The following is a 15,620-nucleotide window of genomic DNA, read 5'->3' as shown; positions in this document are numbered from 1 at the left end:
ACGGGAGTTGCTCGGCACTACGCGATTCCGTAGCGTATGTTGCTATTGTATAGAATGAACAACAGAAGACGTTGTATTCCGGCTACAGAGCGCCGTACGCACGAGTGTAGTCGGACTACAAATTAGTATCTTTTCACCAAGTAGGTGCAAAAATGCACTGTTGCGGTGCATTGACGAGGATGGTGTTGCTTAAATGAAATTCCTACTGGTCTTGCCAGACGTTCCCAGTCCAGCGGCGAGTGACATCGGTTTTTTGGCTGTATGTACCTAAACTAGATACACATCCGCGTTGTCCTGTGCATATCACTATAGTATGCTTGGCACAATAATAGAGAGACAACCGGGCGTTCCCCACGCATCGGCCTAATAATTATGTAGCGAAACTACGACCTCCTCCCCCGCGCGCTCGCGCTTCCTTCACTTACCTCGCCTATTCCGCCATGAAGCCTTCCCTGATCAGCCTGTTCGTCGCCCTGAGCCTGTCCCATGCCGCCGCTTTTGCAGCCACGCCCGCGCCCGCCATCGACCACATGGAACCGCCTTTCTGGTGGACCGGCATGCAGCACAAGGGTTTGCAGCTGATGGTGCATGGCAAGGACATCGGCGGCATGCTGCCCACCATCGACTACCCGGGCGTGCGCCTGGTCTCGGCCACGCGGGTCGCCAACGCCAATTACCTGTTCGTCGACCTCGAGATCGGCGCCGACGCCAGGCCCGGCCAGTTCGAGATCGTCTTCACGGGCGCTGGCCGCACCGAACGCCATCCCTACCGCCTGCTGGCGCGCGAGCCTGGCTCCGCCCAGCGCCAGGGCTTCACGACGGGCGACGCGATCTACCAGATCATGCCGGACCGCTTTGCCAACGGCCTGCCCGGCAACGACAGCGTGGCCGGCCTGCTGGAACAGGCCGACCGCAAGAACGGCGGCGGCCGCCATGGCGGCGACATCCAGGGCGCCATCGACCGCCTCGACTACATCGCCAACCTGGGCTTCACCCAGCTGTGGCCGACGCCGCTGGTCGAGAACAATGCGCCGGCCTACTCCTACCACGGCTACGGCGCCACCGACCTGTACAAGGTCGACGCCCGCTACGGCAGCAACGAGGACTTCGTGCGTTTGTCGGATGAAGCGAAGAAACGCGGCATCGGCCTGATCCAGGACGTGGTGCTGTCCCACATCGGCATCAACCACTGGTGGATGAAGGACGTGCCGACGCCGGACTGGATCAACTTCGGCGGCAAGTTCGTGCCGACCCGCCACCACCACGTGGCCGTGCAGGACCCGTACGCCTCGAAGGCCGACAGCCGGAACTTCACCGCCGGCTGGTTCGTCGACACCATGCCCGACCTGAACCAGACCAATCCGCTGGTAGCGAATTACCTCATCCAGAACAACATCTGGTGGATCGAGTACGCCAAATTGTCCGGCCTGCGGATCGACACCTACGGTTATTCCGACGGCGCCTTCCTGACCGAATACACGCGCCGCCTGATGGCCGAGTACCCGAACCTGAACATGGTCGGCGAAGAGTGGAACAACCGTCCGCCGGTGGTGGCGCGCTGGCAGCGCGGCAAGGTGAACCACGACGGCTACGTCAGCTACCTGCCGAGCCTGATGGACTTCCCGCTGATGGAAGCGATGCGCAATGGGCTCAAGAAAGATGGCAGCCTGAACGACGTCTACGAGACGCTCTCGCTCGACTACCTGTACCCCGAGCCGCAGAACCTGGTCCTGTTCGGCAGCAACCACGACATCGCGCGCATGTACAGCGCGGTCGGCGAAGACTTCGGCCGCTGGCGCATGAACATGGTGTTCCTGATGACCATGCCGCGCATCCCGCAGTTCTACAGCGGCGACGAAATCCTGATGACCAGCACCGTCACGCACCGCGACGACGCCAGCTACCGCCGCGACTTCCCCGGCGGCTGGGCCGGCGACAAGGTCAACGCGTTTACCGGCGCCGGCTTGACGAATCAGCAGCGCGCCGCCCAGGACCTGGTACGCCAGCTCGCCACCTGGCGCAAGAACGAAGCCGTCATCCACAGCGGGCGCACCATGCAGTTCGGCCCCGAGGACAATACCTGGGTCTACTTCCGCTACAACGACAGCAAGCGCATCATGGTCGCGATGAACAACGGCGACAAGGCGGCAACGCTGGACACGGCGCGCTTCCAGGAGATGCTCAAGGGCGCAGCCGGCGGCAAGGACATCCTCACCGGCCAGCAGGTCGAGCTGGCGACGCAGCTGAAGCTGGCGCCGAAGTCGGTGGTCGTCGTCGAACTGCCGGGGGCATGATGCCGCAGTTCCTCTCCCGCTCGATGATGGCCCTGACCCTGCCTCTAACCTTGGCTTGCGCCTTCGGCAGCGCCGGCGCCGTCGAGAAGCCGGGTGTCGACGCCTTTTTCGCCGACATGGCAATCGAAGCCGCGCCCGGGCAGCAGGCGCGTTTTGTCGCCGGCGACAACCTGGCCGGCTACTTCGAAGGTTTTACGCATAGCTACGACAAGGGCGAAGGCTATGTGTTCAAGAGCGGTACGGTCTTCCATAACTACATGAGCTTCACGGGCGGCGTGCAGAACGACCGCACCCGCGCCGCCGAGGACGTGCTTCCCTGGGGCCACCGCGTGCGCTACGCGAGCGGGGCAACCGAGGAACTGGCGCTGCTGTCGAAAAAGCATGCGCTGGCCCTGCGCGTCACGAATGAAAAGGATGCCACGCTGGCGCTGCGCCCGCTCCTGACGACCGCCGGCGCGGTCACGCAGGCGGGTGGCATCGTCAGCGTGGCGCCGGGCGCCGGGGCGACGCAATTCATGGCGCTGGCGGCCGACCGGCCGTTCACCCTGGGTGCGGACCTGACCCTGGCCACCCAGGCCCCGGCACGCTCGTTCACCGTGATCGCCGCCTTCGGCGCCACGCCTGAAGAAGCCGCCACGCGGGCGCGCGCGCTGGTGCGAGGCGATGCGATCGGCGCCGAGCGCCAGGCGATGTACGAGGCCCTGACCCGCAGCTACCTCGCAACAAACGACAAGGCCTACGACAAGGCGCTGAACTGGGCCAAGGCCTCGGCGCGCATGTTCGTGGTGAACGAATACGGCGCCGGTATCTGGGCCGGCCTGCCCTGGTTCCGCGAGAACTGGGGCCGCGACACCTTCATCGCCCTGCCCGGCACCCTGCTGGTGTCGGGTGAGTTCGCGGACGCCAAGGCGGTGCTGGCCAACTTCGCGCGCTACCAGAACCTGCGCGAACCCCGCGACAAGGACTACGGCCGCGTGCCGAACCGCGTGTCTCCCGACGAGATCATCTACAACACGGTGGACGGCACGCCCTGGATGCTGCGCGAAGCGATGGAATACATCCGCTACACGGGCGACCGCGCCTTTGCTCTTGACATGTACAAGCTGGCGGTGCCGTATGTCGAGGGCGCGCTCGCCAACTACGTGGATGCCGACGGCCTGCTGCGCCATGCGGCGTCGGACACCTGGATGGATGCGCGCATCGAAAACCCGACCCATCAGCCCTGGTCGGACCGCGGCCCGCATGCGGTCGAGATCCAGGCGCTGTGGCACACGGCGCTGCAAAGCGGCGCCACCCTCGCGGCCTGGGCCGGCGACGAAGCGCGGGCGCGCGCATGGACGGCGCTGGCCGACAAGGTGCAGGCCAGCTTCCTGAAACGCTTCTGGGACGGCAAGACAATGGCCGACCGCCTGCGCGCCGACGGCAGCCGCGACACCAAATTGCGCCCGAACGCCCTGATGCTGTCCTCGATCCCCTTCGGCGGGTTCGTGCCCGACGCCGTGCAGGCGCAGGTGCTCAAGCGCAGCGTGCCGGCGCTGCTCTACCCCTACGGCATCGCTTCGCTCTCGCAGGACGATCCCTACTTCCACCCGCGCCACGAGAACCCGGCCTTCCACCACAAGGATGCGGCCTACCACAACGGCACCATCTGGGGCTGGAACGCCGGCTTCACGGTGACCGCCCTGAACCGTTTCGGCTACCAGGACCTGGGCTGGCAACTCACGCAAAACCTCGGGCAGCAAATCCTCGGCCTGGGCACGCTCGGCAGCATGAGCGAGAACCTGGACGCCCTGCCGCGCGAGGATGGCAGCTTGCGGCCGACCGGCACCTTTGCCCAGTCGTGGAGCGTGGCCGAATACGCACGCAACGCCTACCAGGATTACGTCGGCTTCCGCCCGGACCTGAGCGCCGACACCCTGCGCTTCGAGCCGGCCATCCCCACGCAGTGGAATCGCTTCGGCGCAGCCCTGCCCTTCGGCGTGGACGAAGCGGTGGAGGTGGACTTCGAACGCGCGGACGGCGCCGAGCGCTGGACCTTCACGCTGCGCGGCAAGGCGGCGCGCACGCTGCGCATGGCCTACCTGAACCCGGACAAGAGCCGCTCGCAGGTCGCGTTTGCGCTTGCGCCCGGCAAGCCCGCGACACTGACGCTGGCCGGCAAGCGCGTGCTGCTGGACGGGCGCGCCCTGCCTGCGGAACCGCTACGCGCCTCGTACGCCGCCGCGATCGGGCCGCTGCATTTCGCGCAGCCCAAGGCCTACCGCCCGCAGGACTTCCCGATGCTGCAAGGGCGCGACGTCCTGCGCGGCATCGTCGAACGCAACGAATACCGCTGACAGGAACCCGCATGTCCTCACACCGCTGGCTGCTGGGTGCAGCCCTCTTTGCCAACACCATCTCCGCCGTCGCTGCCGACCCCGGCCCGCTGCGCCAGGCGTTCTACGTGCGCGGCGGCTTCAACGCCTGGGGCGTCGACAATCCCTTGCAGTACCAGGGCGGCGGCATCTACCAGGCCGACATCCTGGTCAGCCACGGCAACCACGGCTTCAAGATCGGCGACAAGGAGTGGAAGCAGGAGTGGGTGCCGGATGCGGGGAAGAGCGTCGCCGTCAAGCCCGGTGCCACGCTGCCGCTCGAGACCCAGGCCGGCCCCGAGGCGACCCTGTTCGTACGCAGCACCGGCACCTACCGCTTCACGCTCGACGCGCGCAATCCGCAGGCGCCGCAGCTGACCGTGACGCGCCTGGAAACCCCGGCCGCGGCGCCGCCACCCGACCCGCATGCCGGCCGCACGCGCGTGTCGACGCTGGCCTGGCCGACCTGGGATGGCAAGCTTGAAAAGGCGCGCTTTTCGCTGGTCGATCCCGAAGCCCAGCTGCGCAGCTACACCCATTCCAGCACCATGCAGCTGCGCGACCCGGTGCCGCAGCACGCCATCTACTCTGAAACCGCCGACCGCCCCTACACCCGCAGCGGCAATCTCGCCTTCGACGCCCTGTTCGCGCTGGCCGGCAGCGAGATGGCACAGGATGCCGTCAGCGCCATCAGGGACGGCAACTACAACGGCGGCGCGGCGATTCCCTGCGACTGCTTCGAGACCGGCGAGAAGTGGCATTACGTGTGGACGCGCGACCTGTCCTACGCGGCCGACCTGGGCCTGGCCCTGCTCGACCCGCAGCGCGTGCGCAATTCGCTGGACTTCAAGCTGGCCGGCTGGCGCGCCGGCATCGCGCAGGCGCCGCAGGTGGCCGGCTCGGCGGATGGCCTGCAGATCGTGCAGGACACCGGCAGCGGCGGCAGCTGGCCGGTCAGCACCGACCGCATGACCTGGGCCTTCGCCGCCGAGGAAGTGCTGCGCACCCTGCCCCCGGCCGAACACCAGGCTTTTGCGCTGAAAGCCCTGAAGGCGCTGTCGAACACGATCGAGATCGACCGCGTCGCCGCCTTCGACCCGCAGGACGGGCTATACACCGGCGAGCAAAGCTTCCTCGACTGGCGCGAGAACAGCTACGCCAGCTGGATCGTCGACGACCTGGCCTCGATGGCGAGCGCCAAGTCGGTGTCGACGAATGCCACGCACTACCAGGCGTTGATGCTGGCGGCGCAGCTGGCGCGCGAACAGGGCGACGCGACGCGCGCCGCGCGTTACGCGGGCTGGGCCGCCGAGCTGAAACAGGCCGTCAACGCCAAGCTGTGGCTGGCCGACGCCGGCATGTACAGCAGCCTCAGCGCCGCCCATTTCGACGGCGCCGCCATGCACAAGTTCGACTGGCTGGGGCAGTCGCTGGCGATCATTACCGGCATTGCCGACGAAGCGCAGACGCGCAGCATCCTGGCGCGCTACCCGCACGGCCCGATGGGCCCGCCCGTGATCTGGCCCCAGCAGCAGGGTACGCCGGTCTACCACAACCGCGCGATGTGGCCGTTCGTGACCGGCTACGGCCTGAAGGCGGCGGTGCTGGGCAAGAATGCCAGCGTGGCCGATGCCGCCTACGACTCGCTGATGCGCGGCGCGGCCCTGAACATCTCGAACATGGAAAATCTGGAGTGGCTGTCCGGCCAGCCGCTGCTGCTCGACGAGCAGCATCCCGAGCTGATCGGGCCGGTGATCAATTCGCGCCGCCAATTGTGGTCGGTCGGCGCCTACATCGGCATGGTGGTCGAGAATGTGTTCGGCGTGTCCGCCGGCGACGACGGGATCAGGCTGGCGCCTTTTGTCACCGCGACACTGCGCCGCGAAACCTTCAAGGACAGCGATCAGGCCACGCTGCACAACCTGCGCCTGCGCGGCCAGCGCATCGGCGTGCGTTTGCTGCTGCCGCCGGCGAGCAGCGGCAAGGGCTACTACCAGGTGGCGTCCATCCTGCACAACGGCCAGCCCTCGGCCGCCACCATCCCGTGGGCGGCGCTGCGCGACGGCGACATGATCGAGATCCGTCTCGGCGCACTGGCGGGCGGCGATAGCACGATCCGGCGCGTGAACGCCGATCCGTATGTGGAATCCCCGGCCGTGTTCGCCCCGCGCGAACCGCGCATCGAGACGCTGGAACGCGGCCCTGACGGCCGCGCGCGGCTGCGGATCGGCGCCGGCGAAGGGAGCGATGGAGCCAGCACCGGCGCCGCCACGGTCTACAACGTCTACCGCGACGGCAAGCTGGTGGCGGCCCGCGTGCCGGCCGGCGCCTGGGCCGACCGCGAAGCCGCCCCGCACGCCTGCTATGCGGTGGAGGCGCAGTTCACCGGCTCCGGCAACCGCAGCCACCACAGCGTGCCGCGCTGCGTGGCGCCGGCGGTCGAGATCCCGGTCACCGACCCGCGCGTGCAGGCCAGCCTGAAGATCACGCCCGCCGCCGGCCGCTACGCCGCGCCTCGCCTGGCCGACTGGGGCCAGCCGACGGACCGTTTCGAGGTGCGCGACGTCAGAATCGGCGAGCCCGGCGACTACCGCGTGCAAATTCGCTATCACAACGGCGCCAACCAGATCAACCTGGGCATCAGCAATGGCGTGAAGTGGCTGGCCGTGATCGACGCCCAGGGCAAGACCGTGGCGCAAGGCGTGGTCCAGCTGCCGCACGCGAAGTTCGACAAGACGCACACGCCGACGGTGCTGTCGACGCCGCTGGCGGCCAGGCTGCAGCCCGGCGCCTACACCCTGCGCATGAGCGACTTCTACAACATGAGCTACCTCGACAGCAACGCCAGCTTCAGCGGCGCCGGCGGCAGCGGCGGCCCCTGGAACCGCGCCGACATCTTCGGCATCCGCCTGCAACGCGTGCAATAGCACTCTGGCGGCTTCGCGCGATTCCGTAGAGGATGTGAAAAAAACGTCAGGGTAAGGCGCCGAGTCGAAGACAGTACGAACGTACGGCGAGACGAGGCAACGCAGCCATGGCGATTTTTTCACATCCTCGTAGGGTGGACTCCTGAGTCCACGCGGTCCACCCTACGCATGTCGATATATGGACCGTAAGCCCATAACACGTACTGCAACGCTGTTCGCAAGTACTGCAGTGTACGAAGGCACGACCGCGTGGACTCAGGAGTCCACCCTACGGACTTCCCCCCGGCTGTTGGATAAAAAAAATCAGGCGGCGTCGCGCGAGTCGGCCTGGGCGTGCGGCGGCTTGAGCAGCGCCAGGCGCCCTTCCAGCACGCGGAATTCGAGGGGCATCTTCATGCGCGTGACCTCGCCGTCGGTGGCTACCTTCACGGTGCGCCGCGGCGACAGGCGCGCGTGCTTGACGGTGAGGCGCTTGAAGGAGAAGGCGATCACGTTCTCGGCCTCGCCCAGGCGGCCCAGGGCGCCGCGCAGCAGCAGGCCGAGCATGCCCAGCTTGCCGACGCGGCGCGGCGCGATGGCCGCCAGTTCGCCGTCTTCCAGCGCCGACTTCAGGGGCTCCATGCCGACCTGCTCCATCTGCAGGCGGTTGTTCCCGACAAACAGCGTGGGCGTGCGCAGCTTGCGCGTGTTGCCTTCGGTCTCGAGGGCGATGCGCAGCGCGCGGTGCCGGCCCAGCGCGGTCTTCAGCGCCGACAGGATGGCCACCACGCGGCTGCGCCCATACTGCTGCTTGTCGTGCTCACGCGCTTCGAGCAGGGTGGGATACAAACCGACGCTGGCGTTGACCAGGAAGATGCGGTCGTTCAGCATGCCCACCTGCACCGGCTGCACGGTGGAGGTGAGCAGCGAGCGCACCGCCTCGGCCAGGTCTTCGGGAATGCCGTGGGTGCGGCCGAAGTAGTTGAAGGTCCCCTGCGGCAGCACGCCGAACACGCAGCCCTGCAAGACCGCCTGGTGCGCCACGGTGTTGATGGTGCCGTCGCCGCCGGCCGCCACCAGCACGCCGTCGTTCTCCTTGGCCTGCTGCGCCATGCGGCGCGCGGTGTCGGCCAGGTCGGCGGCGTCTTCCACGATCTCGAGATGGCAGGTGCGGCCGGCTTCGCCCAGCACGTCGCGGATGGTCGAGCAGCGCAGCTCGGTCTCGGAATGGCCGGAGCCGGCGTTGAGCACCACGTAGAAGGCAGCGTTCTTGTCTGGCTCGAGGTTCGGCATGGAATGAAACTTTCGATAAAAGGGTCAGGTCGACCTCTTCATCGTATCACCGCGCCATGGCTCGTCCGTGCTGCACCGCACAGAGTGCGAAGCGGTGTCAAGCGCGCTTATTCGTCGGTGGTGGGCCAGTGGTCCGGGTCCTGCAGCAGCTGGTACATCACATACGCATCGACATAGCCCAGGCGCCGGTGGCGGAAGGCTTTCGGCAGCGTGCCGACGATCGAGAAGCCGAGCTTTTTCCAGAGCATGACGGCGGCCGTGTTGGTGCTGACCACGTAGTTGAACTGCATGGCCAGGTAGCCCTGGCGCCGCGCCTCGTCCAGGCTGTCCTGGCCCATCAGGCGGCCCACGCCCACGCCCTGCGCCGTCGGGCTGACCATGTAGGAAGCGTTCGCCACGTGGTGGCCGCGCCCGAGCTGGTTCGGCACCACCCGGTACATGCCGAGCACGCGCGCGCCGAGCACGGCCACGCGCGTGGTCACGTTGGCGCCCAGCCAGTAGGCATGCGCGGCGTCGCGCGAGGTATCTGCCGCAAAGGGGTAGGTTTCCCCGGCGGCGACGTGGGCGCTGAAGATGTTCCACATCGCGTCGAAATCGGCGCTGGTGGCGGGGCGGATCTGGATATCTTTCACGGCTCGGTTGGAAACTTATCAAAAACTACATGGGCTGGGGATTCTAGCACCGGCTCCCGCCGATTCAGCGTCCGATTCGAAAGTCGACGCTTGCGGGCCGCCCGGGCAGGTGCAGGGCCGCGCGCATGGACGGCGCTTCGGCCACCACCTTGCCGCGCCGCACCACGAGCCGGCGCGCGGCGCGCAGGCGGATCGCCTCCACCGGCGTGGCGGCGTCGAGCAGCACGAAGTCGGCATGGCAGCCCGGCGCCAGGCCATAGCCTTCCAGGCCGAGGATGCGCGCCGGCGTGGTAGTGACGGCCTCGAAGCAGGCGCGCATGGCGTCCTGCCCGGTCATCTGGGCCACGTGCAGGCCCATGTGGGCCACTTCCAGCATGTCGCCGGAACCCAGGCCATACCAGGGGTCCATCACGCAGTCGTGGCCAAAGGCGACGTCGATGCCGGCGGCCAGCAGCTCGGGCACGCGGGTCATGCCGCGCCGCTTCGGGTAGGTGTCGTGGCGGCCCTGCAGGGTGATGTTGATGAGCGGATTGGCAATCGCCGCCACGCCGGATTCGCGCATCAGCGGCAGCAGCTTGCTCACGTAATAGTTGTCCATCGAGTGCATCGAGGTCAGGTGCGAGCCGGCCACCCTGCCCTGCATACCGAGGCGCCAGGTTTCATACGCCAGGGTCTCGATGTGGCGCGACAGCGGATCGTCGGTCTCGTCGCAATGCATGTCCACGCGCAAGCCCTGTTCGGCCGCGAATTCGCACAGCAGGCGCACCGACTCGGCGCCCTGCGCCATGGTGCGCTCGAAGTGGGGAATGCCGCCGACCACGTCCACGCCCATGCTGATCGCGCGCTTCAGGTTGTCGAAGGCCCCTAGGCTGCGCAGCAGGCCGTCCTGGGGAAAGGCAACCAGTTGCAGGTCGATGTACGGCGCCACGCGGCGCTTCACTTCGAGCAGGGCCTCGACCGCCAATAAGCGTTCGTCGCAGACGTCGACGTGGGTGCGGATCGCCAGCAGCCCGCGCGCCACGGCCCAGTCGCAATACTGCATCGCGCGCTCGACCAGGGCATCCTGGACCAGCTGTGGTTTGAGTTCGCCCCACAGCGCGATGCCTTCCAGCAGCGTGCCGGATGCGTTGACGCGCGGCATGCCGTAGCTGAGGGTGGAATCCATGTGGAAATGGGCGTCGACAAAAGGCGGGCTGGCCAGGTCGCCGCCGGCGTCGATCTCGCGCACACCCTGCATGCCCAGCGCCGGGCCGAGGGCGGCGATGCGGCCGTCCTGCACGGCGATATCGATGCCGGTGCGTCCGTCCGGCAGGCTGGCATTGCGCACAACAAGGTCCATGGCCACTCCTCAGTCTGGTCGAAATCATTGTAGCCATTTCCCTGCTCATGCAAAGGAGATTAGCGTGTCACTTTGTAACAGTGCTGCAGTGCAAGATTGTATGGATACGACAACGAGCTGGCTGAGGCAGATTGTGCTTTCCAACGCTCTGCAACAGGTCTACACTGACCGGATGTTGCAGTGCGCCATAACCGAACGATAAGGAATACCGATGACTTCACTTCCAGAACAGTTCCAAGCAGCACGCCAGACCCAGCTCGACCGCCAGTTCGCCTTCCTGCGCAGCGTGGGCGACGGTGTACTCGACCGTACCAGCCGCGTATTCGCGCTCAATCTCGACCTGTCGCGCGCCACCGCCGAGCATTCCTCGAACGCCATGCGCCAGTTGCTGGCCGTGCGCGATCCGCGCGACCTCCTGACCATCGGCGCCCAGTCGCAGCGCCAGTTGCGCACCCTGTTCGATTACGGCCACGAGCTGTTCAACATTGCCGCCGGCCTGCGCGGCGCGGCCTTGCAAACGTATGCGGTGGAAGCGGCGGCGAATGCGCCGGCACTGGCTGCGCCGGCCGACGTCGTGGAATCGGCCGTCGCGGCGGCGCAGGAGGTGGTGCAGGAAGCCGCGTCGGCTACCGCGTCGGCTACCGCCTCGGCCTCCGAGCAACCGAGTGAGCAAATGAGTGCGCAAATGAGCGAGCCGGCACCGGTCTCGGTCTCCGCCGCCGACATCGCACCCGACACCTCGCCCATCGTGACATCCAGCATTGCCCCGCCGGTCGAGCCGACCCCGATTGCCAAGGCCACCAGCGACATCCTCGACGTTCCGCTCGCGCCGCACCCGGTGGCCGCCAGCGTGCCGGTCGATGTCGACGTCGAGATCGAGCTGCCGAAAGTGGAGCCGGTCGACGCCACGCCGCCGGTGGTCCCGCCATCGAACGGTGCGCCGAAGGTGACCGAAATCCGCAGCGGCCGTGGCCGCAGGAAAGGCAACTGAGCGCTCAACTGCTTGAACACAAGGCTGTGTCAGGCGCCTGGCAGGCGCGCTGCGCTGCTCCGGCAAAGAAAGTAGACTAGCGGGCTTCGGCCCGCTTTCTTTTTCGCGGGCGGCAAAGCAAGGAAATTCCATGAGTTTAGCGAGTCTGGTGACCGGTTTCGTACGGCGCCACTGGAAGGCCTACGCGGCTTCCGCGGTGATGCTGGTCGGCGTCGCGGTCTGCAGCATCCTGGTGCCGCGCAAGGTCGGCGCCATGATCGACGGCCTGGCCGCGCACACGCTGTCGCGCCACGACCTGATCGTCGGCATCGTCGAGCTGCTGGCCCTGGGCGTGGCGATCTACGTGCTGCGCGTGTGCTGGCGCATCCGCCTGTATTCGGCGGCCTACCGCCTCGGCGTGGAGCTGCGCATGCGCCTGTATGCGCGCTTATCAAGCCAGGGGCCGGCGTTTTATCAGAAGCAGCGCACCGGCGACCTGATGGCGCTCGGCACCAACGACATCGACGCCATCGAGATGGCCGCCGGCGAAGCCATGCTGGCCGGCTTCGACGGCACCCTGACCCTGGTGATGGTGCTGGGCGTGATGCTGCTCGGGGTCGACTACCGCCTGGCCCTGATCGCCCTGCTGCCCTTCCCGCTGATGGGCCTGGCCTTCTGGTATATCTCGCGCCATATCCACACCGCCGAAACCGATTCGCTCAAGCGTTTCTCGGACCTGAACGACCAGGTGCAGGAGTCCCTCTCGGGCGTGCGCACCCTGCGCGCCCTGGGCCTGGAAGCGCGCAGCGCCGCGCAGTTCGGCGAACTGGCCGGTAAAGCCTCCGCCGCCAGCCTGGCCGCCCAGAAATGGGAAGCGGCCTACGAGCCGGCCGTCGGCCTGACCCTGACTGCCGCCAGCACGCTGACCCTGGGCCTGGGCGGCTACCTGGTCTGGCAAAACCAGCTGACCATCGGCGCCCTGACCAGCTTCACCATGTATTTGGGCCAGCTGATCTGGCCGATGTTCGCGGCCGGCTGGGTGCTGTCGCTGATCGAGCGTGGCCGCGCCGGACTGGCGCGTTTGCAGCCGATGCTCGACGCGCCGCTCACCGTGGTCGACGAGGGCCGCCTCGACGCCATCGAGGATGGCCCGCTGGTGCTGCGCGATGTCAGCTTCACGTATTCCAGCGCATCGCAGCCCGCCCTGGACAAGGTGTCGGTGGCGCTGCGCCCCGGCATGACCCTGGGCCTGGTCGGCCCCACCGGCGCCGGCAAGTCCACGCTCCTGCGCGTGCTGCTGCGCCAGGCCGAGCCCCAGCAGGGAAGCGTGACATGGGGCGGCCACCCGCTGCCCGACTACCGCCTGGCGGCGCTGCGTGCGGCCACCAGCTGGGTGCCGCAGGAATCCTTCCTGTTCTCGGCCAGCATCGCCGAGAACATCGCCCTGGCCCGCCCCGGCGCCAGCCGCCTCGAAGTCGAGGAGGCGGCCAAGATGGCGGCGATCCACGACGACATCCTGCGCTTCCCGCAGGGTTACGACACGCCGGTCGGCGAAAAGGGCATCACGCTCTCGGGCGGCCAGCGCCAGCGGGTGGCGATCGCCCGCTCGCTGCTGGCCGACAGCTCGCTGCTGCTGCTTGACGACGCGCTGTCGGCGGTGGACACCGGCACCGAGACCAACATCCTGGAGCACCTGGACGAGCTGCGTGCCTCGCGCCCGGAACTGACCGCCATCATCGCCAGCCACCGCCTGTCCGCCGTGGTGAATGCCGATCTGATCGTGGTGCTGAAGAATGGCCGCGTGGTCGAATCCGGCAACCACGACACCCTGCTGGAACTGGACGGCTGGTATGCCAGCCAGTGGCGCTATCAACAACTGGAGGCGAGCATCGATGCAAGCTGAACAATCGAAGACCGTCGACAAGGCCGGCCGCGCCGAAGCCAAGCGCGCCGCCGCCCTGCTGCGCCGCGCCGCCTGGCCCGACGTCCGCCACCTGAAATGGGCCACGTTCTGGCTGGTCCTGGCCGCCGCGCTGGAAGTGGTCGGCCCCATCCTGGGCAAGGCCCTGATCGACGACCACCTGGTGCCGCGCCACGCCGACTGGACGCGCATGGCCTTGCTGCTGGGCGGCGTATTGATCACCGGCTGGCTCTCGACCTGGCTGCGCTACCTGCAGCTGGTGCGGCTGTCCGGCCTGGCGATGCGCTCGGTGCAGCGCCTGCGCGAATGGGTGTACGGCCACGTGCTGCGCCTGCCGATGGCCTTCTTCGACCGCGCCATCACCGGCCAGCTGGTGAGCCGCGTGACCAACGACACCGAGGCGGTGAAGAACCTCTACATACAGGTGCTGTTCTCCATCCTCGACAGCACCATCGTCCTGCTCGGCACCACGGTGGCCATGGCCTGGCTCGACTGGCGTTTGATGATCATCGTGCTGGCCCTGCTGCCGGCGGTGCTGGTCATCGTCTGGCTCTACCAGCGTTTGTCGGCGCCGGCGGTGACGCGTGCGCGCGCCCTGCGCAGCGACATCAACGGGCAGATGGCCGAATCGATCGGCGGCATGAGCGTGCTCCAGGCCAGCAATGCGGCGGGCCGCTTCGGCGAGCGCTTTGCGCGTACCAACGAGGGCCATTACCAGTCGCGCATCGCCGAGATCCGCGTGAACGCCTTCCTGCTGCGCCCCGCACTCGATTTGCTGAACGTGGTGCTGCTGGCGGTGGTGATCTTCGCCTTCGGGCGGCGCGAGATCGGCGCGGTGGAGGTGGGCATCCTGTATGCCTTCATCAGCTATATCGCGCGCGTGGTCGAGCCGCTCATCCAGATCACGATGCAGTTCAGCGGCCTGCAGCAGGCGGTGGTGGCGAGCGCGCGCGTGGAGGCGCTGCTGGCCGAGGCCGGCGCCGCCGAGCACGCGGCCGGCCGCACGGGCCGCACGCGGATGGCGGCATCGAAGGATGCGCCGGCGGTGCGGGTCAGCCACCTGAGCTTTGCCTACGTGCCGGGCCAGAACGTGTTGCACGACATTTCGCTCGACATCCCGCAGGGCGCCTTCTACGGCATCGTCGGCCACACCGGCAGCGGCAAGTCGACCCTGCTGTCGCTGCTGCTGCGCTACTACAGCGCCGACGGGGAGAACGGCGAAGGAACAATCGAGATCTGCGGCGAGCCGATCGCCGGCATCGACAACGAACGCTTCCGCAACGAAGTCGGCCTGGTGCCGCAGGATCCCTTCATCCTGGCCGCGTCGGCGCGCGAGAACATCGACATGGGGCGCGGCCTGCCCTTCGAACGGATCGAGGCGGCGGCGCGCGCGGCGCATGCGCACGACTTCATCGCGGCCCTGGAAAACGGTTACGACACCTCGCTCGGCGAAGGCGGTTCGCGCCTGTCCTCGGGCCAGAAGCAACTGATCGCCATTGCGCGCGCGCTGGCCGGCGAACCGCGCATCCTGCTGCTCGACGAAGCCACCTCGCGCATCGACAGCGCCACCGAGCAGATCGTGCAGCAGGCGCTGGAGGAAGTGCGCGGGCGGGTAACCATCATTGCGATTGCGCACCGCCTGTCGACCATCCGCGATGCCGACCGCATCGTGGTGCTGAACCACGGACGGATCACCGAATCCGGGCCGCACGAGGCGTTGATGGAGATCGAGGGTGGGCTGTACCAGCGGCTCTACCTGCTGCAGCAGCTCACGCGCGACGGGCTGCAGGCGAACGATTAACAGTCCCGCTTATCTCCATGCTGCACTGCGAAATATGCAGCCGCCAACATTGCCGTTTTGGCGTCGCATTTTTACGATATCGGCATAAAAAAAACGATATTTCCACTTTG

General features: G+C 67.1%; 9 protein-coding genes. 6 read left to right on the top strand and 3 right to left on the bottom strand.

The window, feature by feature from the left end:
* The first annotated feature begins 440 nt into the window (after positions 1-440).
* From ACWYRN_RS13270 to ACWYRN_RS13260, 3 genes are read left to right on the top strand one after another with little or no spacing between them, the layout of a single operon-like run.
* Entirely contained in the window at positions 441-2,294 is a 1,854-nt protein-coding gene (locus ACWYRN_RS13270; RefSeq protein WP_488687939.1) for a glycoside hydrolase family 13 protein, read from the top strand.
* The gene (locus tag ACWYRN_RS13265; RefSeq protein WP_488687937.1) at positions 2,291-4,630 is read left to right on the top strand and encodes an amylo-alpha-1,6-glucosidase; all 2,340 of its coding nucleotides are present in this window, start codon (positions 2,291-2,293) and stop codon (positions 4,628-4,630) included. Before ACWYRN_RS13270 ends, ACWYRN_RS13265 begins: the two co-directional genes overlap by 4 nt.
* Positions 4,631-4,641: 11 nt before the next feature.
* Positions 4,642-7,575 (top strand): MGH1-like glycoside hydrolase domain-containing protein, encoded by a 2,934-nt coding sequence (locus ACWYRN_RS13260; RefSeq protein WP_488687935.1) that lies wholly within the window; start codon positions 4,642-4,644, stop codon positions 7,573-7,575.
* A 303-nt stretch (positions 7,576-7,878) separates the two neighbouring features.
* Here the strand turns inward: ACWYRN_RS13260 and ACWYRN_RS13255 are convergent, their stop codons facing one another.
* The 3 genes from ACWYRN_RS13255 to ACWYRN_RS13245 form a co-directional block, all read right to left on the bottom strand.
* Positions 7,879-8,847 carry a diacylglycerol/lipid kinase family protein gene (locus ACWYRN_RS13255; protein ID WP_488687933.1) on the bottom strand — a complete coding sequence of 323 codons (969 nt, stop codon included), beginning with the start codon at positions 8,845-8,847 and terminating at the stop codon, positions 7,879-7,881.
* 107 nt (positions 8,848-8,954) lie between these two features.
* On the bottom strand, positions 8,955-9,479 hold the full coding sequence (locus tag ACWYRN_RS13250) for a GNAT family N-acetyltransferase (protein WP_229439757.1): 525 nt from the start codon (positions 9,477-9,479) through the stop codon (positions 8,955-8,957).
* Between the two features lie 64 nt (positions 9,480-9,543).
* Positions 9,544-10,818, bottom strand: a complete 1,275-nt coding sequence (locus ACWYRN_RS13245; protein ID WP_488687930.1) for an amidohydrolase family protein — start codon at positions 10,816-10,818, stop codon at positions 9,544-9,546.
* A gap of 211 nt (positions 10,819-11,029) precedes the next feature.
* On the opposite strand from ACWYRN_RS13245, the gene ACWYRN_RS13240 reads away from it, so the two are divergent.
* From ACWYRN_RS13240 to ACWYRN_RS13230, 3 genes are all read left to right on the top strand, one after another.
* On the top strand, positions 11,030-11,809 hold the full coding sequence (locus ACWYRN_RS13240; RefSeq protein ID WP_488687928.1) for a phasin family protein: 780 nt from the start codon (positions 11,030-11,032) through the stop codon (positions 11,807-11,809).
* A gap of 130 nt (positions 11,810-11,939) precedes the next feature.
* Entirely contained in the window at positions 11,940-13,691 is a 1,752-nt protein-coding gene (locus ACWYRN_RS13235; RefSeq protein WP_488687926.1) for an ABC transporter ATP-binding protein, read from the top strand.
* Positions 13,681-15,510 (top strand): ABC transporter ATP-binding protein, encoded by a 1,830-nt coding sequence (locus ACWYRN_RS13230; protein ID WP_488687924.1) that lies wholly within the window; start codon positions 13,681-13,683, stop codon positions 15,508-15,510. Before ACWYRN_RS13235 ends, ACWYRN_RS13230 begins: the two co-directional genes overlap by 11 nt.
* The last annotated feature ends 110 nt before the right edge of the window (positions 15,511-15,620 follow it).

It is taken from the genome of Massilia sp. BAP21 (assembly GCF_057801335.1).
The sequence above is the reverse complement of the archived record's forward strand: the minus strand, read 5'-3'. Positions and strand labels throughout refer to the sequence as shown.